Annotated in this window: 20 protein-coding genes; 15 read left to right on the top strand and 5 right to left on the bottom strand. The window is 71.7% G+C overall.

Annotated features, from left to right (window positions below; all coding sequences use genetic code 11):
• Window positions 1-25 precede the first annotated feature (25 nt).
• The 5 genes from AB0M76_RS12310 (at window position 26) to AB0M76_RS12290 (ending at window position 4,582) form a co-directional block, all read left to right on the top strand.
• Window positions 26-688 (top strand): LPXTG cell wall anchor domain-containing protein, encoded by a 663-nt coding sequence (locus AB0M76_RS12310; protein ID WP_365952821.1) that lies wholly within the window; start codon window positions 26-28, stop codon window positions 686-688.
• 17 nt (window positions 689-705) lie between these two features.
• Window positions 706-1,692: a hypothetical protein gene (locus AB0M76_RS12305; RefSeq protein ID WP_365952820.1), complete on the top strand. Its 987-nt coding sequence runs from the start codon at window positions 706-708 to the stop codon at window positions 1,690-1,692.
• Window positions 1,689-2,789 (top strand): hypothetical protein, encoded by a 1,101-nt coding sequence (locus tag AB0M76_RS12300; protein ID WP_365952819.1) that lies wholly within the window; start codon window positions 1,689-1,691, stop codon window positions 2,787-2,789. Before AB0M76_RS12305 ends, AB0M76_RS12300 begins: the two co-directional genes overlap by 4 nt.
• A gap of 14 nt (window positions 2,790-2,803) precedes the next feature.
• Window positions 2,804-4,087 (top strand): hypothetical protein, encoded by a 1,284-nt coding sequence (locus AB0M76_RS12295; RefSeq protein ID WP_365952818.1) that lies wholly within the window; start codon window positions 2,804-2,806, stop codon window positions 4,085-4,087.
• Window positions 4,088-4,231: 144 nt separating this feature from the next.
• Window positions 4,232-4,582, top strand: a complete 351-nt coding sequence (locus tag AB0M76_RS12290; protein ID WP_365952817.1) for a hypothetical protein — start codon at window positions 4,232-4,234, stop codon at window positions 4,580-4,582.
• A 78-nt stretch (window positions 4,583-4,660) separates the two neighbouring features.
• Here AB0M76_RS12290 and AB0M76_RS12285 read toward each other — a convergent pair whose 3' ends face one another.
• A complete protein-coding gene (locus AB0M76_RS12285; RefSeq protein WP_365952815.1) occupies window positions 4,661-6,154 on the bottom strand; it encodes an oligopeptide:H+ symporter in 1,494 nt (497 codons plus the stop codon).
• A 494-nt stretch (window positions 6,155-6,648) separates the two neighbouring features.
• On the opposite strand from AB0M76_RS12285, the gene AB0M76_RS12280 reads away from it, so the two are divergent.
• Window positions 6,649-7,326: a response regulator transcription factor gene (locus AB0M76_RS12280; protein WP_030865957.1), complete on the top strand. Its 678-nt coding sequence runs from the start codon at window positions 6,649-6,651 to the stop codon at window positions 7,324-7,326.
• A 12-nt stretch (window positions 7,327-7,338) separates the two neighbouring features.
• A complete protein-coding gene (locus AB0M76_RS12275; RefSeq protein WP_365952813.1) occupies window positions 7,339-8,604 on the top strand; it encodes an ATP-binding protein in 1,266 nt (421 codons plus the stop codon).
• Window positions 8,605-8,656: 52 nt separating this feature from the next.
• On the opposite strand, the gene AB0M76_RS12270 is transcribed toward AB0M76_RS12275, so the two are convergent.
• The gene (locus tag AB0M76_RS12270; RefSeq protein WP_365952812.1) at window positions 8,657-9,211 is read right to left on the bottom strand and encodes a GtrA family protein; all 555 of its coding nucleotides are present in this window, start codon (window positions 9,209-9,211) and stop codon (window positions 8,657-8,659) included.
• A gap of 224 nt (window positions 9,212-9,435) precedes the next feature.
• Here AB0M76_RS12270 and AB0M76_RS12265 point away from each other — a divergent pair, with 224 nt between their 5' ends.
• The 4 genes from AB0M76_RS12265 to AB0M76_RS12250 all read left to right on the top strand — a co-directional run bounded on the left by AB0M76_RS12265 (window position 9,436) and on the right by AB0M76_RS12250 (window position 13,542).
• On the top strand, window positions 9,436-10,575 hold the full coding sequence (locus AB0M76_RS12265) for a 5-(carboxyamino)imidazole ribonucleotide synthase (protein ID WP_365952811.1): 1,140 nt from the start codon (window positions 9,436-9,438) through the stop codon (window positions 10,573-10,575).
• Complete coding sequence (gene purE, locus AB0M76_RS12260) at window positions 10,572-11,108, top strand: 5-(carboxyamino)imidazole ribonucleotide mutase (protein ID WP_365952810.1); 537 nt, start codon at window positions 10,572-10,574, stop codon at window positions 11,106-11,108. The genes AB0M76_RS12265 and purE overlap by 4 nt, the downstream gene beginning before the upstream one ends.
• Complete coding sequence (locus AB0M76_RS12255; protein WP_365952809.1) at window positions 11,105-12,301, top strand: dipeptidase; 1,197 nt, start codon at window positions 11,105-11,107, stop codon at window positions 12,299-12,301. The genes purE and AB0M76_RS12255 overlap by 4 nt, the downstream gene beginning before the upstream one ends.
• Window positions 12,302-12,393: 92 nt before the next feature.
• A complete protein-coding gene (locus AB0M76_RS12250) occupies window positions 12,394-13,542 on the top strand; it encodes a dipeptidase (protein ID WP_365952808.1) in 1,149 nt (382 codons plus the stop codon).
• 40 nt (window positions 13,543-13,582) lie between these two features.
• Here AB0M76_RS12250 and AB0M76_RS12245 read toward each other — a convergent pair whose 3' ends face one another.
• The gene (locus AB0M76_RS12245) at window positions 13,583-14,926 is read right to left on the bottom strand and encodes a UDP-glucose/GDP-mannose dehydrogenase family protein (protein ID WP_266666456.1); all 1,344 of its coding nucleotides are present in this window, start codon (window positions 14,924-14,926) and stop codon (window positions 13,583-13,585) included.
• A 227-nt stretch (window positions 14,927-15,153) separates the two neighbouring features.
• Here AB0M76_RS12245 and AB0M76_RS12240 point away from each other — a divergent pair, with 227 nt between their 5' ends.
• Together AB0M76_RS12240 and AB0M76_RS12235 are read left to right on the top strand one after the other, a co-directional pair.
• Window positions 15,154-16,311, top strand: a complete 1,158-nt coding sequence (locus tag AB0M76_RS12240; protein ID WP_365952807.1) for an acyl-CoA dehydrogenase family protein — start codon at window positions 15,154-15,156, stop codon at window positions 16,309-16,311.
• Window positions 16,312-16,424: 113 nt separating this feature from the next.
• Window positions 16,425-17,507, top strand: coding sequence for an NDP-sugar synthase (locus tag AB0M76_RS12235; RefSeq protein WP_365953175.1), 1,083 nt, complete (start codon window positions 16,425-16,427; stop codon window positions 17,505-17,507).
• A gap of 63 nt (window positions 17,508-17,570) precedes the next feature.
• On the opposite strand, the gene AB0M76_RS12230 is transcribed toward AB0M76_RS12235, so the two are convergent.
• Complete coding sequence (locus AB0M76_RS12230) at window positions 17,571-18,926, bottom strand: LCP family protein (RefSeq protein ID WP_365952806.1); 1,356 nt, start codon at window positions 18,924-18,926, stop codon at window positions 17,571-17,573.
• Between the two features lie 106 nt (window positions 18,927-19,032).
• Between AB0M76_RS12230 and AB0M76_RS12225 the strand changes: the two genes are divergently transcribed.
• Window positions 19,033-19,584 (top strand): acyl-CoA thioesterase, encoded by a 552-nt coding sequence (locus AB0M76_RS12225; protein ID WP_365952805.1) that lies wholly within the window; start codon window positions 19,033-19,035, stop codon window positions 19,582-19,584.
• A gap of 18 nt (window positions 19,585-19,602) precedes the next feature.
• Here AB0M76_RS12225 and AB0M76_RS12220 read toward each other — a convergent pair whose 3' ends face one another.
• Window positions 19,603-21,126, bottom strand: a complete 1,524-nt coding sequence (locus AB0M76_RS12220; protein WP_365952804.1) for an LCP family protein — start codon at window positions 21,124-21,126, stop codon at window positions 19,603-19,605.
• Between the two features lie 174 nt (window positions 21,127-21,300).
• On the opposite strand from AB0M76_RS12220, the gene AB0M76_RS12215 reads away from it, so the two are divergent.
• Window positions 21,301-22,329, top strand: coding sequence for a glycosyltransferase family 2 protein (locus tag AB0M76_RS12215; protein ID WP_365952803.1), 1,029 nt, complete (start codon window positions 21,301-21,303; stop codon window positions 22,327-22,329).
• Window positions 22,330-22,403 lie beyond the last annotated feature (74 nt).

Raw genomic sequence — 22,403 nt, 5'->3', positions numbered from 1 at the left:
CTTATGGCCCGAGGGGAAGACGAAGGTGTCCGACCGGAAACGCTCCACCGCGCTTGCGCTGGCCTCCGCGCTGGCCGGAACGGCGGTCCTGCTGGCCGCCCCCGCAGCCCACGCCGACGTCGTCGACGTCGCGTACGACTGCAAGACCCCCATCGGGGACAAATCGGCGGTGTCGCCCATCGACATCAAGGCCGTCAAGGAGGGCGACGGCTACAAGCTGACGATGTCCTTCCAGAAGGGCGTCTCGTCCAGCCCCGTCGAACTCGGCAAGGGCGCGATGAGCCCCAGCGCCGTCATCATGGCCGACGGGGCGGAGAAGGCGTCCGTGCCGGTGTCGGGACCGCCCAACCCCGAGGCCGTGCCCGCCAACACCCCCATCAAGATCACCGACCTCTCGGGCACCTACACCCCCAAGAAGAGCGGCAAGGTCACCTTCACCGCGGGCGTGCTCACCATCAAGGCGCTGGGGACCACCACCACCTGCACCCCCGGCAACAGCCCCAAGCCGTCCCTGGAGCTGGAGGTGACGGCGGGTCCGCAGTCCGGCGGCACCCCGGAAGACACCCTCCCGCAGACCGGACCCACCGACTCCGCCCTCGCCCTCGGCACCCTCGGCGGCACCGTGCTGCTCACCGGCGCCGCCGGCGTGCTCTGGCTGACCCGGCGCGGCCAGCGGGCCCGGTCCTGAACGGAGCACCCCCGGCCATGCCCGTGCTCCACACCATCGGTTCCGTCCGGCGCCTGTGCTTCGCGCTGCTCGCCGCGGCCCTGCTGCTCGGGGCTCCGGGCGCCGCCGCCGCGGACGAGCCCGGCTGGACCGCCGAGCCCGCCGCGGGCAGCGCCGCAGCGGCCCGGCCGTCCTTCTACCTTGCGGGCCCCGCAGGCACCGTCCTCGAGGACCGGCTGGCCCTGACCAACACCTCCGGCCGGGAGCACACCGTCACCCTGCGCGGGGCCGACGCCTACAACACGGCCGGCGGCGCCTTCGCCGTGCGTCCCGTGCAGGAATCGGCCGGCGCCGGGTCCTGGATCAGCTTCGGGGCCGCCGCCACCGTGAAGATCCCGCCCCGCACCCGCGCGGTGGTCCCCTTCACCGTCACCCTGCCGCCCGCCGCCCTCCCCGGCGACCACCCGGCCGCCGTGGTCGCCACCGAGGACGGCCGCGAGGTGGGCGTACGGGTCGACCTGCGCGTCGGCGGCCCGACGCTGGCCGCCCTCACGGTCGAGGACGTCTCCGTACGCGGCAAGGGCGCCCGCGCGGTGGTCGCGTACACCCTGGTCAACCGCGGCAACGTGGCCCTCGCTCCCGAACTGGCCCTGCGCGCCGAGGGCCTCTTCGGCGAGGTCCCGGGCCGGACCGCCCGCGCCCTGCCGGTGGAGCTGCTCCCCGGCCAGCGGGTGTCGCTGACCGAGCCCTGGCCCGGAGCCCCGGTCCTCGACGACGTCGACCTCACCCTCACGGTCACCGCCCCCGGCGCCGCCCCGGCCACCGCCACCGCCTCGGCGCGGTTCGTGCCCTGGGGGATCGCAGCCCGGACCGGCGCCGGGCTGCTCGGCCTCGGCGGGGTCACCGCGGCCGCGCTGCTCCTCGTACGGAACCGGCGCAGCCGCAGGGAGCCGCCGGCGTACGAGGAGCCCGTACCCGCGGGGAACCGGGCACCGGAACACGAGCTGACGGGAGCATCCAGGTGAGCGCCAAGGTCGGCGGAACGGTCGGCGGCAGGGTCGGGGCCCTCCTCGCGGCGGGGCTGGCGCTGTGCGCACTGGTCCTGTTCCCGGCCCCGGCCGCGGTGGCCGCCGAGGGCAAGCCCGCCGTGGCGCTCTCGCTCCAGGAGGCCGCCAAGGGCACGGAGATCACCGTCACCGGCACCGGCTGGCGGGCCAAGACCCTGGTGATGCTGCTGGTCTGCGGGCAGAACATGATCGGCGGCACCAACAGCTGCGCCAATGCGGACGGAACCGCGGTCTCGGTCGGCGACGACGGGCACTTCACCGCCCGGCTGCCCGTGGTGGCACCGCCCAAGCCCTGCCCCTGCGTCGTGAACGTCACCTCCGTCAACGGGGACCAGTCCACCGTCGCCGCCCCCCTGAAGATCACCGACCACCCGGTGGCCGAGCTGCCGGCCGAGTCCGGCACGCCGCGCCTGGCGATGCTCACCGGGGTCCGGCTCGAGGGCGAGGACGGGGTGCTGACCTGGTTCGGCGCCCCGCCCGGCCGGAAGTTCACGGTCACCGTCGGCAACCTCGGCTCGGCCCCGGTCAAGGACCCGGTCTTCCAGCTCGGCACCGCCCACGGGGTGTTCGCACCGCTGTGGGACGAGGTCCGGTGGAAGGGCACGATCCCGCCGGGCGGCAAGGCGGAGGTCCGGCTGGACGTCAGCCTCGCGGCGGGGGCCCACGGGGACTACACCGTCTCCCTCAAGTACGGCGACACGGTCGTGGCCACCCAGCCCTGGGGCGTGGACCGCCCGTACGGAGTCCTGCTGTTCTGGGGCCTGCTCCTGCTGGTGATCCCGGCCGCGGTCTTCCGTATCGGCATGGCCGTCGTGGACAGGGTCCGGCCGCGTACGGCTCCGGCCGTCGGCCGCCACCGGGGTGCGCAGGCGCCGCTCCCGGCCGCGGAGTCCGGGTCGGCGGCTGCGGCTGCTGCTGCGTCGGACTCCCCCCAGACCCCCACGGCGGTCCTGCCGTGGTTCACCCCGGACAGCGCGCCGGGGCCGAGATCCCCACACGTACCACAGGCGTCCGCACCGTCTGAGAACAGTCCGACGACGAAAGGACATTTGTGAAGACCCAACGGAGGGTGAGCGCGGCCGTGATCGCGCTGCTGCTGGGCGGCGCCGGTATAGCCATCGGGGCCACTCCTGCCCAGGCGGCCGAGACCAAGTTCAACGTCAAGTGCGTGCCGCCGGCAGGCGGCGGCGACCCGGTGGAGGGCGAGACCACCGCCAAGGTCAGCGCTCCGGCCTCGGCGAAGGTCGGTGACGAGGTCGACGTGTCCTGGGAGACCGTGAAGCCGGCCTCGAACAACACGGACCTGATGGACATCCCGCAGGACTCGGTCCAGCCCACCGGCTGGATCACGGTGGGCGGCGGGGGCGGCGAGCTGAAGGTCGTCGGGGAGAAGAAGAACCCGCCGATCCCCAAGAAGGCCCCGATGCAGATGTCCACGATGAAGGGGAAGCTGAAGCTCACCAAACCGGGCAAGATCACGCTGACCCCCGGCAAGTACGACGTCGCGGTCACCTTCTCCTTCGGCACCTTCGTCACCAAGTGCGCACCCACGGGTGACGTGGGCGTCGGGGCCACCATCGACGTGGCGGCCGGCACCAGCGGCGGCACGACGTACGGCGGGTCCACGAACGGCGGATCCACGAACGGCGGATCCACGAACGGTGGATCGACCAGTGGTGGATCCACCGGTGGCGGGTCCACCAGCGGTGGCAGCGGGGGCCAGACCGACTTCCCGGGCAAGCCCGTCGAGGTCGCCTTCGACTGCGGTCCGGTCGTTCCCGGCGGCATCAAGACCCCGGTCACGATCAACGCCAAGAAGAACGGCGGCAGCTACGACCTGACCGTCAAGACCGCCAAGGGCGCGATGGCCAGCCCGATGGCCCTGCCGGCGGGGGCCCTCAAGCCCTCGATGAACATCAAGCTCGGCGGCGCCGACAGCGGCGTGGTCAAGGTCTCCGGCCCGGCCAACGCGGAGCCGATCCCGGACAAGGCCCCGGTCAGCCTCAGCGACATGACCGGCACCTACAAGCCCGGCAAGACCGGCAAGGTCACGCTGAGCCCGGACCAGCTGACGATCGACGTCACGATGGCCCCGGGGGCCACGCCGATCAACGTGCCCTGCAAGGCGGCCAGCAGTGGCGTCTCGCTGGAGCTCGACACCACGGCCCAGGAGGGCGGCTCCGGCTCGCCGACCACCACCGGCTCCACCACCGCCTCGGGCGGTCTCGCCGAGACGGGCGCCGAGGACGAGGGCGGCATCAAGGCCCTCGCCCTGGTCGCGGGCACGGTGATCCTGCTCGGCGGCGCGGTCTTCACCTTCACCCCGTGGCGCCGCCTGCGCGGCACGCGGTAGCCGCATCGGCACGAGCGGCCGAAGCCGTGCACGTCCCCCGTGCGGGTGTGGCGCGCACGGCTTTGCGGTCCCGGCGGCGCTGCGCCGGATAGCTTCGGCCGCCAGAGCGGAACGTCGGAATCCGCTGGATGAACGGAGCCATGCATGCAGCTCACATCCGTCTTCGCGGCAGTGGCCGCCGCCATGGTCCTGGGCGTGTCCGGCGCCCCGATCGCCGCGGCCGCGCCTGCCGGCGGCATGGAAGGAGGCTGTCGCGCGACCGCCGACATGGACCGGCTGGGCCGGCCCAACGTCACGTCCGCCTGCAAGGGACGCTTTCCCTCCGGTGCGGTGCATCGCGCCGTGATCACGTGCGACACGGTGCAGGGTGTGCGGGAACACGTGGTCCGCCGCACGTACCACAGCGGATGGACGTCGACGGGATCGAAGGCCAAGGTCGGGTGCGGCTTCAAGTCGTTCCTCGTGGGGTTCACCTCCGAGGTGAAGGGCGCCTGAATCCGCTCCCGCCGTACAACGCAGCGGCCCGGCACACCAGGAGGTGTGCCGGGCCGCTGCGCGCGTACGGGGGGTGCGTCAGTGCACGCCGCCCATGAGGGGCTGGACCTTCTTGCGGTACATGTAGATCGCGATGCCGGCGAGGACGGCGAGCACGCCCTGGGTGGCGAACCAGCCCTGGGTGTCCGTCGGGGCGCCGAGCAGCTGGAGCAGCGCGATGGTCGAGTCACCGGCGGTGACCGCGAGGAAGAAGACACCCATCATCTGGGAGCCGTACTTCTGCGGCGCCAGCTTGGTGGTCAGCGACAGGCCGACGGGGGAGAGGGTGAGCTCGCCGACGGTCTGGATGAAGTAGACGCCGACCAGCCACATCGGGCTGACCTTCGCGTCGCCGCCGGCCAGGCCCTGGGCGACCATCATGACGCCGAAGGAGGCACCGATCATGACCAGCGCGAAGGAGAACTTCGCGAGGGTGGTCGGCTCCTTGGAGCGACGGGCGAGGGCCACCCACAGCCAGGCGAAGACCGGCGCGAGCGCCATCACGAACAGCGGGTTCAGAGACTGGAACCAGCTCTCCGGGAACGAGAAGCCGAACAGCGTGCTGTCCGTGCTGTCCTTCGCGAACAGGGCCAGCGTGGAGCCGGTCTGGTCGTAGATCGCCCAGAAGATCGCGGCGGCGGCGAAGAACCAGACGTACGCCGACATGCGGGACCGCTCGACCACCGAGAGGTCCTTGTCGCGCTTGATCCGCAGGATCGCCCACGCCGGGAGGATGAGACCGGCGATGGTCAGCGGCCACAGGGCGTAGTTGATCGTGAAGATGCCGGCCAGGCCGATGGCCGCGTAGGCAGCGGCGGCGACGCCCAGCCAGATCAGGCCCTTCTTGACGACCGAGGACTTCTCCTCGGCGCTCAGCGGGCTCGGAACCTGGTTCGAGACCGGGTTCAGGTGGCGGAAGCCGATGAAGTAGAACAGCAGACCCAGGGCCATGCCGACACCGGCCATGGCGAAGCCGATGTGCCAGTTGACCTCCTGGCCGACCCAGCCGATGGTCAGCGGGGCGACGAAGGCACCGAGGTTGATGCCCATGTAGAAGATCGTGAAGCCGCCGTCACGGCGCGGGTCGTTCTCGTCCCGGTACAGCTGGCCGACCATCGTGGAGATGTTGGCCTTCAGCACGCCGGAACCGGCCGCGATGAGCGCCAGGCCGATGAAGAACGAGACGGTCGCCGGCACGGCCAGCAGGAAGTGGCCCGTCATGATGACGACACCCGCGACAGCCACAGCCTTGCGGGCACCCCAGACGCGGTCGCCCAGCCAGCCGCCCGGGAGGGCGAGCAGGTAGACCATCGCGTTGTAGACGGAGTAGATCGCGACCGCGGTCGCGTCGTTCATCCCGAGCCCACCGTCGGCCACGTTCGTGGCCAGGTAGAGCACGAGCAGCGCGCGCATGCCGTAGAAGCTGTAGCGCTCCCACATCTCGGTCATGAAGAGGAAGGCCAGGCCGGTGGGGTGGCCGAGGAAGGTCTTCTCGCCGTCAGCGGCCGAGTCCCTCGTCAGGCTGGAAGCCATCGTCGATCCTTGCTTGGTCGGGACGCTTCGCTTCGTGAGCGGAACAGCGCCCGGTGGGGGGTGGCCGGCACCGGCGACGGGTGTCCCACCCCACGCCCAGGGGTCTGCCCCCGTCCCTTGAGGAGGGGGGCAGCGGGATATCCGTAACCGGGATCCACGCCCCAGGCGCATCCTTCGCGCGCGGGGCCCGGCCCACAGGTCATTCACTGTCACCGAAGTCGAAGAGGAAGGTCGTCAAGACCCCCTGATCGATCCGGACAGAATCGAGACCTTCGGCTCGCTTTTCGGCGCAAAGGTCTCAGAGGTAGTGCATCAGGCGTCTCGCCACCATACGACACGACACTGCGGCATATGAAAGGACTTGAGAGATGGATCACAGGCAGGCAGGGAACCGTTTGGCCACATTCGAAGGCCGCCCTCAGACATAAGACCAGATCGGCAGGGGTGTGCAGGTGCGCCCCTCCACATCGTCCCCGCGGACTACCATCACCCACATGACGCGTGTACTGCTCGCCGAGGACGACGCATCCATCTCGGAGCCCCTGGCCCGCGCCCTGCGCCGGGAAGGGTACGAGGTCGAGGTCCGGGAGGACGGCCCCACCGCCCTGGACGCGGGACTGCAGGGCGGCGTCGATCTCGTCGTCCTGGATCTGGGCCTGCCCGGCATGGACGGCCTCGAGGTCGCCCGCCGGCTGCGCGCCGAGGGCCACGGCTTCCCCATCCTGGTGCTCACCGCCCGGGCGGACGAGGTCGACACGGTCGTCGGCCTGGACGCCGGCGCCGACGACTACGTGACCAAGCCCTTCCGCCTGGCCGAGCTGCTGGCCCGGGTCCGGGCCCTGCTGCGGCGCGGCGCCAACGACGCCACCCAGGCCCCCGCCACCCACGGCGTACGGATCGACGTCGAGTCGCACCGCGCCTGGATGGGGGAGGAGGAGCTCCAGCTCACGGCCAAGGAGTTCGACCTGCTGCGGGTCCTGGTCCGCGACGCCGGCCGGGTCGTCACCCGCGACCAGCTGATGCGCGAGGTGTGGGACACCACCTGGTGGTCCTCCACCAAGACCCTCGACATGCACATCTCCTGGCTCCGCAAGAAGCTGGGCGACGACGCCGCGAACCCGCGCTACATCGCCACCGTCCGGGGCGTCGGCTTCCGCTTCGAGAAGAGCTAGCGGCACCGGAGCATGCGCCGCCGTCTGATCAACTCCACGCTCGCCGTGGTGCTCGTCGTCATCGCCGTCTTCGGGGTCTCCCTCGTGATCGTGGAGACCCGGACGATCACCAGCAGCGCCCAGGACCGCATCGAGTCCGAGGCGCTGCGCCTGGTCGGCATCGTCGAGGCGAGCGTCCTGGAGCACAAGCCCATCGATGCCCAGGCCCTCGCCGAGCAGCTGGACATGGGCCGCTACGCCCGGATCACCGTCCCCGGGCAGCCGCCGGTGGATGTCGGCGACCGGATCCCCGACAGCGTCATCCGCGGCACCGCCAAGGGCGAGCAGGGCGAGATCGTCGTCGTCGAGGAGTCCCGCTCCACGGTGACCCGCGAGGTCGGACGGACCCTGGCCGTGGTCGGCGCGGTGGCGCTGCTCGCCGTCGTGGCGGCCGTCCTGCTCGCCGTACGGCAGGCCAACCGGCTGGCCTCCCCGCTCACCGACCTGGCCGAGACCGCCGAGCGGCTGGGATCGGGCGACCCGCGGCCCCGGCACAAGCGGTACGGGGTCCCCGAGCTGGACCGGGTCGCGGACGTGCTGGACTCCAGCGCCGAGCGGATCGGCCGGATGCTGACCGCCGAGCGGCGGCTGGCCGCGGACGCCTCGCACCAGCTGCGCACCCCCCTCACGGCCCTGTCGATGCGGCTGGAGGAGATCACGGTCACCGAGGACCTGGAGACCGTACGGGAGGAGGCGACCATCGCCCTCACCCAGGTGGAGCGGCTCACGGACGTGGTCGAGCGGCTGCTGACGAACTCGCGGGACCCGCGGACGGGCTCGGCTGTCCCCTTCGACCTGGACGAGGTCGTCAAGCAGCAGGTGGAGGAGTGGCGGCCGGCCTACCGCAGCGCGGGCCGGGCCATCGTGCGCTCCGGCAAGACGGGCATGCGGGCCGTCGGCACCCCGGGCGCGGTCTCGCAGGTGCTGGCCACGCTCGTGGAGAACGCGCTGATGCACGGGGGCGGCACGGTCGCGCTGCGTACCCGGGTGATCGGGAACCAGGCGGTGCTGGAGGTCACGGACGAGGGGCCGGGGGTCCCGCCGGACCTGGGCAACCGGATCTTCGAGCGGGCGATCAGCGGGCGCAATTCCACCGGGATCGGTCTGGCGGTGGCCCGGGACCTCGCGGAGGCCGACGGGGGTCGCCTGGAGCTGCTGCAGACGCAGCCGCCGGTGTTCGCGCTGTTCCTGAGCCGGACGCCGCCGGAGCGGCCGGAGCCGGAGCAGACGGTTCGCTGAGCCGGCGGGCAGTGCGCCGAGCCGGCCGGGCGCCCGCAGGGGCGCGTACGGCCTACTTGCCGGCGGGTTCGGGGGCGCGTGTGGCGCTCGGGCCGCTCTCGGCCCCGCCGCGCGGCGCGGCGACCACCGAGGCCGGGGCCGGCGCCTGGGCCGCAGTCGGCGCGGGTTCCGGCAGGGCCTTGAAGACCCAGGTCCGGTACGACCAGAAGCGGAACACGGTGGCCGTGCCGATGCCGATGAACTTGAACACGTTCGTGGCGAGCGGGCCGTCCCAGCCGAACCCGTAGGTGGCCGTGTACAGCACGCCGTTCTCGATCACCAGGCCGATCACGCTGAAGGCCGCGAACAGCGGCAGCTCGCGGGAGCTCCCGGTGCGCGCGCGGTCGCGGTAGGTGAAGTACCGGAAGCCGATGTAATTGGTGACGATGGCCACGATGGTGGCTATGACGCTCGCCCGGACGACCTGCAGGTCCGTCGTGTGGCGGATCAGGTTGAAGACACCCAGGTTGACCAGCACGCCCACGCCGCCGACGGCCCCGAACTTCGCGACCTCGCGGCCCAAGCCGCGGAGGCGATCGAGGGCGGATCCCTGCTGCGGGGTGCTCATGTGATGGATCGGTCCTGTCCTTCGCCGCCCCGCGCGGAGGCGTCCGTGGAGGCGTCTGCCGCCTTCGGTCAACCCAGCCATGCTAAGTGTCGTCCCATCGGCCCGTCTGTGCCTTCGCACACCGTGCGACGCACCGCACACAGGGGCGCGAATGCTACGCGCGTCGACCAGAACGGGCCAGGGTCAGGTCCGGATGGCGGAATACCGGCGGATACTCTGGAGGGGTGACGTTCCCGGTAGTCGGCATGGTCGGCGGCGGACAGCTCGCCCGCATGACCCACGAGGCGGGCATCCCCCTCGGCATCAGATTCAAGCTCCTCAGTGACACCCCACAGGACTCGGCGGCCCAGGTCGTGAGCGATGTCGTCATCGGCGACTATCGCGACCTGGAGACGTTGCGCGCCTTCGCGCGCGGCTGCGATGTGATCACTTTCGACCACGAGCACGTGCCCATCGAGCACCTGCGGGCCCTGGAAGCGGACGGCATTCCCGTCCGCCCGGGGCCCGACGCGTTGATGCACGCCGCCGACAAGGGGGTGATGCGCGCGAAACTCGACGAGATCGGCGCCCCGAGCCCCCGGCACCGGATCGTGAGCGATCCGGCGGACGCGGCGGCCTTCGCCGACGAGGTGGGCGGCTTCCCGGTCATCCTCAAGACCGTGCGCGGCGGCTACGACGGCAAGGGCGTGTGGTTCGTGCGCACCCCCGAGGACGCGGAGGCCCCCTTCAAGGCGGGCGTCCCGGTCCTCGCGGAGGAGAAGGTCGACTTCGTCCGCGAGCTCGCGGCCAACATCGTCCGCTCCCCGCACGGCCAGGCCGTGGCCTACCCGGTCGTCGAGTCCGTCCAGGTGGACGGCGTGTGCGACACGGTGATCGCTCCCGCCCCGAACCTGTCCGAGGCGCTCGCGGGCGAGGCCCAGGCCCTCGCCCTGCGCATCGCCAAGGAGCTCGGCGTGACCGGCCACCTGGCCGTGGAGCTGTTCGAGACCGCCGACGGCCGGATCCTCGTCAACGAACTGGCGATGCGCCCGCACAACAGCGGCCACTGGACCCAGGACGGCGCGATCACCTCCCAGTTCGCCAACCACGTCCGCGCGGTCCTGGACCTCCCCCTGGGCGACCCCCGCCCCCGGGCCCGCTGGACGGTCATGGCGAACGTGCTCGGCGGTGACTACCCCGACATGTACGCGGCGTACCTGCACTGCATGGCCCACGACCCGCAGCTCAAGATCCACATGTACGGCAAGGACGTGAAACACGGCCGCAAGGTCGGCCACGTCAACACCTACGGCGACGACCTGGACGATGTGCTGGAACGCGCACGCCACGCAGCCGGCTACCTCAGAGGAACGATCACCGTATGAGCACCTCCCCCGCAGGTCCCGTCATCGGCATCGTCATGGGCTCGGACTCCGACTGGCCCGTCATGGAGGCCGCCGCCCAGGCCCTGGACGAGTTCGAGATCCCCTACGAGGTCGACGTCGTCTCCGCGCACCGGATGCCGCGCGAGATGGTCGCGTACGGGGAGCAGGCCGCCGAGCGCGGCCTGAAGGCGATCATCGCCGGCGCCGGCGGGGCCGCCCACCTGCCCGGCATGCTCGCCTCGGTGACCCCGCTGCCCGTCATCGGCGTCCCCGTGCCGCTGAAGTACCTCGACGGCATGGACTCCCTGCTGTCGATCGTCCAGATGCCCGCAGGGGTTCCCGTCGCCACCGTCTCCGTCGCCGGGGCGCGCAACGCCGGGCTGCTGGCCGTACGGATGCTGGCCGCCCACGACCCCGAGCTGCTCGGCCGGATGAAGGACTTCCAGCAGGAGCTGAACGACCAGGCCACCGAGAAGGGCAAGCGGCTGCGGACGAAGGTCGCGGGCGCGGAGTCCTTCGGGTTCGGCAAGTGAGCGCGGCGCACACGTCCGTGGCAGCGGACCGCCTCGCCGAGGCCCGCGAACTGCTCGCCGAGCACCCGGTGGTCGACGGGCACAACGACCTGCCGTGGGCCCTGCGCGAGCAGGTCCGCTACGACCTGGCGCAGCGCGACATCGCCGGCGACCAGCGCGGCCGGCTGCACACCGACATCCCGCGGCTGCGCGCCGGCGGCGTCGGCGCGCAGTTCTGGTCGGTCTACGTCCGCTCCGACTTCGCCGGCGACGAGGCGGTCAGCGCCACCCTGGAGCAGATCGACGCCGTCGCCCAGCTGATCGACCGTTACCCGGCGGACCTGGTGCGGGCGCTGACGGCGGACGACATGGAGGCGGCCCGCGCCGACGGCCGGATCGCCTCGCTGATGGGCGCCGAGGGCGGCCACTCCATCAACAACTCGCTCGCCACGCTGCGCGCCCTGCACCAGCTGGGCGTGCGGTACATGACGCTCACGCACAACGACACGATCGACTGGGCGGATTCGGCGACCGACGAGCCGCGCCACGGCGGCCTGAACGACTTCGGCCGCGAGGTCGTCCGAGAGATGAACCGCATCGGCATGCTCGTCGACCTCTCGCACGTCGCCGCGACGACGATGCGCGACGCCCTCGCCGTCTCGGCCGCGCCGGTGATCTTCTCGCACTCGTCCTCGCTGGCGATGTGCGACCACCCGCGCAACATCCCGGACGACGTGCTGGCGCAGCTGCCGGCCAACGGCGGCGTCGCGATGGCCACGTTCGTACCGAAGTTCATCCTCCCGGCAGCGGTCGAGTGGACCCTGGCCGCGGACGAGAACCTGCGGGCTCACGGCTTCCACCACCTGGACACCTCGCCCCAGGCGATGGCCCTGCACCGCGCCTTCGAGGCGGAGCGTCCGCGCCCGGTGGCCACCGCCGCCACGGTGGCCGACCACCTCGACCACATGCGCGAGATGGCGGGCGTCGACCACATCGGCATCGGCGGCGACTACGACGGCACGGCCTTCACCCCGGCCGGGCTGGACGACGTGGCGGGCTACCCGAACCTGATCGCGGAGCTGCTCACGCGCGGCTGGTCGCGCGCCGACCTGGCCAAGCTGACCTGGTCCAATGCGGTACGGGCGCTGCGCGACGCCGAGGCGGTGGCGCGCGACCTCTCGGCGTCCCGCGGCCCCTCCAACGCGGTCCTGTAGCCGCCGCCCGGTGGCTGTGGCGAGGGGTGTGACCTGCGGGTTACACCCGAACGCCACATCCGCCGGGCGATCCGGCCGTCCGGCGTGTCACCGTGGCAGCATCCCTCCCTGCTGCCGCCGAGACCGGAGCGAACGCCATGGCCGACCTGCAGGATGAACAGAACGCCGCGTACACCGCGCACACCGCTTACGCCGCCGATACGGCCCCCGCGGGCCCCGGCTCCGTCGGAGCCGAGGACCTGCCCGCCGCGGTACCGGGCAGCGCCCTGGAGCGGGCCGTCGCCCTGCTGTCCGTGCATCCCGTCGCCGACGGGCACAACACACTGGTCTGGACCCTGCGCCAGAGCCCGTACCACGACATCGACACCCCGGACTCCGGTGTCGACACCGACATCCCGAGGCTGCGCGCCGGCGGGGTCGGCGCCCAGTTCTGGTCGCTGCTGCCGCCGCGCGAGGCCGCGGCCGCCGACCACATGGTGTCCGACACCCTCGAACAGATCGACGTGGCGCTCGCCCTGATGCGCCTTTACCCCGACGGCCTGTGCCTCGCGCTGACCGCGGACGACATGGCCGATGCCCGCAACCGGGGCCGGATCGCCTCGTTCCTGGGTCCCGTGTCCGGCCGTACGCTGACCGATTCGCTGGGCGCCCTGCGTGCGTTCCACGCCCTGGGCGTACGGGTCCTCGCGCCCGCGGGAGCGCCCTGGGCCCACCATGACCTGACGCCCTTCGGCCACGAGGTGGTCCGGGAGATGAACCGGCTGGCGATGCTGGTGGACCTGACCGGCTGTACGCCGGAGGTGGCCTGCCAGCTCGCGGGGGCCTCCAAGGCCCCGGTGATCGTCTCGCACACCGCGGCGGCGGCGCTGAACCCGCATCCGGCCAATGTGACCGACGAGGTGCTGCTGGCCCTGCGGGCGGCGAACGGTCTGGCGATGGTGACGTTCGACGCCGAACAGACCGGAGACTCGCTGCACGCGGTCGCCGATCACGTGGAACACGTACGGGCCGTCGCGGGCCCGCACTGCGTGGGCCTCGGCGCCACCTTCGGCTCCGAGCAGGGCACCCCCCGGCCGACCGGCCTGACCGACCCCTCGGGCTATCCGCGGCTGATCGCGGAACTGCTCGAGCGGGGCTGGTCGGAGACCGACCTGGCCCTGCTGGCCTGGGACAACGCCCAGCGGGTGCTGCGCGACGCGGAATTCACGGCCCGCGCCGCCCAGCACCGCAGACCGGTGTAAGGCGGCTCACGGCGGCGCAGGCGGCGCAAGCCGGCAGAACCTAGGCGCGCGGGCGGCCCATCGCGCGGTACGTCCAGCCGGCCGCGCGCCAGCGGTCGGTGTCGAGGGCGTTGCGGCCGTCGAGGATCAGGCGGTCGGTCACGACCTCGCCCAGCTCCACCGGGTCGAGGTCGCGGAACTCGCGCCATTCGGTGAGGTGCAGGACGACCTCCGCGCCGCGGGCCGCCTCCAGCGCCGAGTCCGCGTACCCGAGGGTCGGGAAGACGCGGCGGGCGTTGTCCATGCCCTTCGGGTCGTAGACGGTGACCTGGCCGCCCTGGAGGTGGATCTGTCCGGCCACGTTCAGGGCGGGGGAGTCGCGGACGTCGTCCGAGTCCGGCTTGAAGGTGGCGCCGAGGACCGCGACGCGCTTGCCGAGGAAGGACCCGCCCACGGCCTCGCGCGCCAGCTCGACCATGTGGCCGCGCCGGCGCATGTTGATGGAGTCGACCTCGCGCAGGAAGGTCAGCGCCTGGTCCGCGCCGAGCTCGCCGGCGCGCGCCATGAACGCCCGGATGTCCTTGGGCAGGCAGCCGCCGCCGAAGCCGATGCCGGCGCGCAGGAACTTCGCGCCGATCCGCTCGTCGTGACCAATGGCCTCGGCCAGCTTGACCACGTCGCCGCCGGCGGCCTCGCAGACCTCCGCCATCGCGTTGATGAAGGAGATCTTCGTGGCGAGGAAAGAGTTGGCGGCGGTCTTGACGAGCTCGGCCGTCGGGAAGTCGGTCACCACCAGCGGGGTGCCCTCCGCCATCGGCGTCTCGTACACCTCGCGCAGCAGCTTCTCGGCGCGGTCGCCCTGGACGCCGATCACGATCCGGTCGGGGTGCAGGGTGTCCTGCACGGCGAAGCCCTCCCGCAGGAACTCCGGGTTCCACGCCAGCTCGACCTCGGCGCCCGCCGGGGCCAGCTCGGCCAGCTTCGCGGCGAGCCGCTCCGCCGAGCCCACCGGCACGGTGGACTTGCCGACGACCAGCACCGGCCGGGTCAGGTGCGGGGCCAGCGACTGCATCGCGGAGTCGACGTACGACATGTCGCACGCGTACTCGCCGTGCTTCTGCGGGGTGTTCACGCAGACGAAGTGGACGTCGCCGAAGGCGCCGACCTCCTCCCAGGACTGGGTGAAGCGCAGCCGCCCGGTGGAGCCCGGCAGGCCCTCGACGTGCTTGGCGAGGAGTTCCTCGAGGCCGGGCTCGTACATCGGCACCCGGCCCGCGGCCAGCATCTCGATCTTCTCCGGCACCACGTCCAGCCCGAGCACCTCGAAGCCCAGCTCCGCCATCGCCGCGGCATGGGTCGCGCCGAGGTAGCCGGTGCCGATCACAGTGATCCTGAGGGGGGCCATGGGTGCTCCAGAGGTGCGGGGCCGTTTGCGGCCACTGAGCATAGTCGGGCCGGTCCGCGGGGACGTTCCCCAGGAGACACGGCTGTCACGCAGCTCACGTACCTCGTACATATCGCTGCCATGACGCCGGACACTAAGATTTGGGTTACTTAACGGTAGTTAGCATCACGCAGTGCACGCGCATCACACGCGCATCGCACACGCATCACACTTGGGGAGTGAGAGTCTTGGCGGGTTCTGCCGACTTCGACCTGTACCGCCCGGCCGAGGAGCACGACATGCTCCGCGAGTCCGTCCGCTCGCTCGCCGAGGCGAAGATCCTGCCGTTCGCAGCCGCGGTCGACGAGGAAGCCCGCTTCCCGCAGGAGGCCCACGACGCGCTCGTCGCCAACGACCTGCACGCCGTCCACGTCCCCGAGATCTACGGCGGCGCCGGCGCCGACGCCCTCGCCACCGTGATCGTGATCGAGGAGGTGGCCCGCGTCTGCGCCTCCTCCTCCCTGATCCCGGCCGTGAACAAGCTCGGCTCGCTCCCGGTGATCCTCTCCGGCTCCGAGGACCTCAAGAAGAAGTACCTCGGCCCGCTGGCCAAGGGCGACGGCATGTTCTCGTACTGCCTCTCCGAGCCCGAAGCGGGCTCGGACGCCGCCGGCATGAAGACCCGCGCCGTGCGCGACGGGGACTTCTGGGTCCTCAACGGCGTCAAGCGCTGGATCACCAACGCGGGCGTCTCCGAGTACTACACGGTCATGGCCGTGACGGACCCCGAGAAGCGGTCGAAGGGCATCAGCGCCTTCGTCGTCGAGAAGTCCGACGAGGGCGTCTCCTTCGGCGCCCCCGAGAAGAAGCTCGGCATCAAGGGCTCCCCGACCCGCGAGGTCTACCTCGACAACGTGCGGATCCCCGCCGACCGCATGATCGGCGCCGAGGGCACCGGCTTCGCCACCGCGATGAAGACCCTCGACCACACCCGCATCACCATCGCCGCCCAGGCGCTCGGCATCGCCCAGGGCGCCCTGGACTACGCCAAGGGCTACGTCCAGGAGCGCAAGCAGTTCGGCAAGCCGATCGGCGACTTCCAGGGCGTGCAGTTCATGCTCGCGGACATGGCGATGAAGATCGCCGCCGCGCGCGCGCTGACCTACCAGGCGGCCGCCGCCTCGGAGCGCGGCGACGCCGACCTCACCTTCCTCGGCGCGGCGGCGAAGTGCTTCGCCTCGGACGCGGCCATGGAGGTCACCACGGACGCCGTCCAGCTCCTCGGCGGCTACGGCTACACCCGCGACTACCCGGTCGAGCGCATGATGCGCGACGCGAAGATCACCCAGATTTATGAAGGTACGAACCAGGTCCAGCGGATCGTCATGGCCCGCAACCTGCCGTAGCAGCCCTGCCGGCCGGAGGCGGCAGCACGATTCAGCCGCCTCCGGCCTGTGCCGCCTCCCGGATGGGCTAACTTTGGAGACCTTCGGACTCCCGAACCGGGTGGGGAGAAACAATTTTGGAAGCCATCCTGCTGGTCGGGGGGCAGGGGACGCGTCTGCGCCCCGTCACGGTCAACACCCCCAAGCCGATGGTGCGCGCGGCCGGGGTTCCGTTCCTCGCCCACCAGATAGCCAGGGCCGCCGCCGCAGGTGTCACGCACATCGTGATGGCCACCTGCTACCTCGCCGAGGTCTTCGAGCCGTACTTCGGTGACGGCTCCGCCTTCGGCGTCTCGCTCGAGTACGTCGTCGAGGACGAGCCGCTCGGCACCGGCGGAGCCATCCGCAACGCCGCGCAGCGGCTGACCGGCGGACCGGACTCCTCCGTCCTCGTCTTCAACGGCGACATCCTCACGGGCCTGGACATCGCCGGGCTCGTCGACTCGCACCGGGCGGCCGCCGCCGACGTCTCGCTGCACCTGGTGCGGGTGGAGGACCCGCGGGCCTTCGGCCTGGTCCCCACCGACTCCGAGGGGCGGGTGCTGGCCTTCACCGAGAAGCCGCAGACCCCCGAGGAGATCATCACCGACCAGATCAACGCCGGCTGCTACGTGTTCCGGCGGAGTGTCATCGACTCGATTCCGGCCGGGCGTCCCGTCTCCGTCGAGCGGGAGACGTTCCCCGGCCTGCTCGCCTCCGGGGCCAGGCTCCACGGGGTCACCGAGAACACGTACTGGCTGGACCTCGGCAAGCCCGAATCCTTCGTCCAGGCCTCGGCCGACCTCGTACGCGGAGTCGTCCCCTCCCCGGCCGTCCCTGGCCCGCGCGGTGAGTCCCTGGTGCTCCCGGGCGCCGAGGTGGCGGCCGGAGCCAAGCTCTCCGGAGGCACCGTCGTGGGCGCCGGGGCCCGTATCGCCGCGGGCGCGGTCGTCGAGGGCTCCATCGTGCTCGACGACGCGGTCATCGGCCCGGACACCCGGGTCCGCGCCAGCCTGATCGGCGTCGGCGCCTCGGTGGGAACGCGCACCGTACTGGACGGCGCGGTCCTCGGGGACGGAGCCGTCGTCGGCTCGGACAACGAACTGCGCGCGGGCGCGCGGGTGTGGTGCGGGGCCGAACTGCCCTCCGCCGCCGTCCGCTTCTCCTCCGACCGCTGACAGCACACGAAGATGCCGCCGACCACGTGAGGGCGGCGGCATCTTCGTGTCCGGCCAGTGCCGCTAGTTGGCCGTGACGGTGACCTTCTCGTCGTTCTGGATCTGCTTGACGAGCTGCTGCACCTTCGCCTTGTCCCAGAGCAGGTTGCCGCCGCGCTCGCCCGCGATCGGCATGTTCATCGACACGCCCTCGCCGCCGCTGATGCCCTTCATCGCGAAGAACATGTCGGCCATGTCCCACAGCGACATGTCCTTGTCCACGATCAGCGTGTCCAGGCCCGCGCCCAGCACCGGGTACAGCTTGAACGGGTTGAGGATCGTGCCCGGAGTGGCCGCCTGGTTGGCCAGCGTCGCCAGGAACTTCTGCTGGTTCTTCGTACGCGCCAGGTCCGACTCGGCGAACGCGTACCGGGTCCGGACGAAGGCGAGGGCCTGCTCGCCGTTGAGCGTCTGCTCGCCGGCCTTGAAGTCGGCGCCCGACTTCTCGTCCTTGAAGCCCTTCTCGATGTTCATGTCGACACCGCCGAGCGCGTCCACGATGTTCGCGAAACCGGCGAAGCCGATCTCCGCGTAGTGGTCGATGCGCAGCCCCGTGTTGTGCTCCACGGTGCGCACCAGCAGCTCCGGGCCGTCCTCCGCGTACGCCGCGTTGAGTTTGGTGTGCCTGCCCTGCGCCGGGAACTTCTTGCCCGACTGGGAGCCGACGAAGGAGGGGATCTCCACGTCCGAGTCGCGCGGCAGCGAGATCATGGTGTTCCCGCTGGAGCAGGCCGCCAGGATCATCATCGAGTCGGTGCGCTTGCCCTCGGCCGAGCCGGTGTGGAGCTTCTTCTTGTCCTCGTCGGACAGGCCCTCGCGGCTGTCGGAGCCCACGATCAGGTACGTGGTGCAGTCGCCCTCCTTCGGGCGCTCGATGACCTTGGAGAGGTCGACCTCGCGGCGCACCTTGGAGTCGGCCCAGAAGTAGGTGCCGATGGTGGTCGCCAGCAGCGCCGTGACCAGCACGATGGAGCCGATCTTGATCCGCCTGCGCCAGTCCGGGGCCGGCCCGGCCGGCCGGCGGCCCGGCCCGCCGGGACCCCCGGGGCCACCGGGCCCGCTCGGAGCACCCGGGCCGCCCGGACCCGCCGGGCTGGTCTGCGGGCTCCCGTAGACCTGGCCGGTGTTGTAGCCGCTGTCGTAGCCGCCGTATGTGTCGTGGCCCGGGGCCTGCTGCGGAGGTACCCCGTACGCGGGCGGCTGCCCGGGCCGGGCCGGCGGCTGCGCCGGTCGCTGCGGTTGCTGCTGCGGCGGCACCGGCCGCTGCTGCCGGCGCTGGACATGCGGCATCCGCCGGGCACCCTCCGGCTGCGCCTGTGCGCTGCCGTGTCCGTACCGGTCGTCGCCGCTGTCGTTGCGCCCCTGGGGCCACTCACTCATGCCGCCTAGGATGCCTGGCCGGACGGGGTGCCCGACAGTCCGGGCGGAGCTTCGTTCCGGTGCTGTTGCAGAGCTGATGCCTCGGCGTCGGCTTTAGGGTGTCCGTATGACAGAGATACCGGGCGAGACGGCTGGCGACCTGCAGGGCAAGCCGATCTCGGCCTCGCGGACCACCCTCAGCCACATCATGACGGCCAACGACACCAACCTCCTCGGCACGGTGCACGGCGGTGTGATCATGAAGCTGGTGGACGACGCGGCCGGCGCCGTCGCCGGGCGCCACTCCGGCGGGCCCGCCGTCACCGCGTCCATGGACGAGATGGCCTTCCTCGCACCGGTCCGCGTCGGCGACCTGGTCCACGTGAAGGCCCAGTGCAACTGGACCGGACGCTCCTCCATGGAGATCGGCGTACGGGTCCTGGCCGAGCGGTGGAACGAGTCGACCCCCGCCACCCAGGTCGGCAGCGCCTACCTCGTCTTCACCGCCGTGGACGCCGAGGGCAAGCCCCGTACGGTCCCGCCGGTGCTCCCCGAGACCGACCAGGACCGGCGCCGCAACCAGGAGGCCCAGATCCGCCGCACGCACCGGCTCGCCCGCCGCCGGGCGATCATGGCGCTGCGCGAGGAGCGCGCGGCCCAGGGCTTCGACCACGGCTGAGCCCGGCCCCCGGTCGGGCTACCCGCCGCAGACCACCTGGTCGCCCGTGACCACCCCGAACTGGCCCTGATTCGGGTCCTCCGGCCGGACCGGCACCACCTTCCGGTAGTCCGCTCCGGCGATCACCAGGACCGTCCGGCCCTGGCCCGCCACCGCCCGCAGCTCGCTGCCGGGCAGTGCGGTCGAGACCGTACGGGCCGAGCGGTCCCAGCGCGGGTCGTACGCGATCACCGTGCGTTTGACGTCGCGGCTCGCGCCGCCCACCGGGGCCCGGGTGGTGTCGAAGCCGGTGGCGCGCAGTGCCGTGTCCACCCGCCCGCCCAGCCCGTCGATCCGGGTCCCGTTCTCCACCTGCACCCGGATCTGCTGCGGCGGCACGTCCACCGGCACCGGCTGCTGCTGCGCCCCGCGCCCGGACTGCCCTTGGCCCTGCGCCTTCGCCCGCCCCGGCCCCGGTGCGGTGGGGGCCAGCGGCCGGTCCAGGCGCAGCGCCTCGAAGAGCTTCGTGGCCTTCGGCTCGTCCCATTTCACCGTCGAGCCGATGCCCTTGACGGGGTACGAGGGGTTCCCGATCGGCACCGAGGCGAACTCCGAGGAGGCCGGGGTGAAATCGCGCAGGGCCTGGCCCAGGGCCAGCATCTGTTCCGATCCGAAGCCCCGGTCGGCCCGGACCGAGCCCAGCAGCGTGGAGCTGACCTCCTTGAACTTCACCGGGTTCAGCAGTACCCCGCCGCCGGTCGCCTGCTTGACCAGGGCGGCGACGAACCGCTGCTGGCGCTGCATGCGGCCGAGGTCGGCGGCCCCGTCCACATGGCGCGAGCGCACGTACTGCAGGGCCTGTCCGCCGCTGAGCCGGTGGGTGCCGGGCAGCAGGGCCAGGCCGGTGTTCTGGTCGTGCAGGGCCTTGGCGGTGCAGACCTCAACGCCACCCATCGCGTCGACGGTCTTCATGAAGCTGGTGAAGTCGACCTCCAGGTAGTGGTCGATCTTCACCCGGGTCATGCTCTCGACGGTCCGCACGGTCAGCTGCGGCCCGCCCTCCGCGTACGCAGCGTTGAGTTTCACGGCGTGCGGCCCGTGCTGCTTCCCGCTGGACTCGTCCCGGTGCGCGGGCAGCTCGGCGTAGCTGTCGCGGGGCAGGCTGACGACGCTGGCCCGCTGCCGGTTCGCGGAGAGGTGGACCAGCATGACGGTGTCGGTGCAGTGGCAGGGGGCGCCGCCGAGGCGGTACTCGCGCTTGTCCTGCGGGGTGATCTTGTCCCGGCCGTCGGTGCCGACCAGCAGGAAGTTCAGGCCGTGCCCGGCCTGCGGCCGGTTCTTCATGTCCTTGAAGGGGTCCACCCGCTCGATCCCGGTGTCCACGCCGGTCATCACCGCGTGCCCGATCGCCCCGGAGCCCAGCACCGCCACGGCCAGTCCGGCCGCCAGCCGTACCCCCCACCGGGGCCGGTCCGCCCGGTGCCGGGCCGGACCACCGCCGCGCCGCGCGCGCTGCGGCTGCGGGGGCCGGGCGGGTCGGGTGGGGCGGTGTGGCTGGGGCACGGGGGACACCTCCGCGGGGCAGCAGGGGCCGACAGGAACGAACCAGACACAGCGGGCAGATCGTCAGAACAGTAGGCCCATACGATCAGCCTCTGTCCATACCGATCATGCGGCGCGCACCCGTTTCCCCCGTACGCGGTAACGTGACACCGATACCCGACCGTGAAGGACCACATGCCCGCCCAGCAGCCCGCAGTCTCGGTGATCATGCCGGTGCTCAACGAGGAGCGCCATCTGCGTGACTCCGTCCGCCACATCCTCGGACAGGAGTACGCCGGTGAGATGGAGGTGGTGATCGCGCTGGGGCCGTCCAAGGACCGCACCGACGAGATCGCCGCCGAGCTCGTACGCGAGGACCCCCGCGTCGTCACCGTTCCGAACCCCTCCGGCCGCACCCCGGCCGCCCTCAACGCCGCCATCAAGGCCTCGCGCCATCCCATCGTGGTACGCGTCGACGGCCACGGGATGCTCTCGCCGAACTACATCGCCACCGCGGTCCGCCTCCTGGAGGAGACCGGTGCGCAGAACGTCGGCGGCATCATGCACGCCGAGGGTGAGAACGCCTGGGAGGACGCCGTCGCCGCCGCGATGACCTCGAAGATCGGCGTCGGCAACGCGGCCTTCCACACCGGGGGCAAGGCCGGCCCGGCCGACACCGTTTACCTGGGCGTCTTCCGCCGCGAGGCGCTGGAGCTGGCCGGCGGATACAACGAGGAGTTCATCCGCGCCCAGGACTGGGAGCTGAACTTCCGCATCCGCGAGGCCGGCGGGCTCATCTGGTTCTCGCCCGAGCTGAAGGTCCAGTACCGCCCGCGGCCGTCCGTACGGGCGCTCGCCAAGCAGTACAAGGACTACGGCCGCTGGCGGCACGTGGTGGCCCGCTACCACTCGGGCTCGATCAACCTGCGCTACCTGGCCTCGCCGACCGCCCTGTGCGCGATCGCCGCCGGTGTCGTGGCCGGTGCGGTCGTCAGCCCGTGGGGCTTCGTGGTCCCGGCCGGCTACCTCGCGGCGATCACCGTCGGCTCGATCCCGGCCGGCAAGGGCCTGTCCCCGAAGGCGCGGGCGCAGATCCCGGTGGCCATGGCCACGATGCACATGTCCTGGGGCTTCGGCTTCCTGACCAGCCCGCGCTCGCTCGCGGCCAAGGTCATCGCGAGCCGCCGCCCGGCGGTGCGCCGCGACCTCGCCAGCGAGGTCTGAGCAGGCCGGCGACCGCCGCGTACGCATGACACGAAAGGGCCCGGGGTGCTGTCGGCCGACAGCACCCCGGGCCC

Source organism: Streptomyces sp. NPDC051364, from assembly GCF_040682115.1.
GTDB lineage: Bacteria > Actinomycetota > Actinomycetes > Streptomycetales > Streptomycetaceae > Streptomyces.
This window is presented reverse-complemented; position numbering and strand designations above follow the sequence as displayed.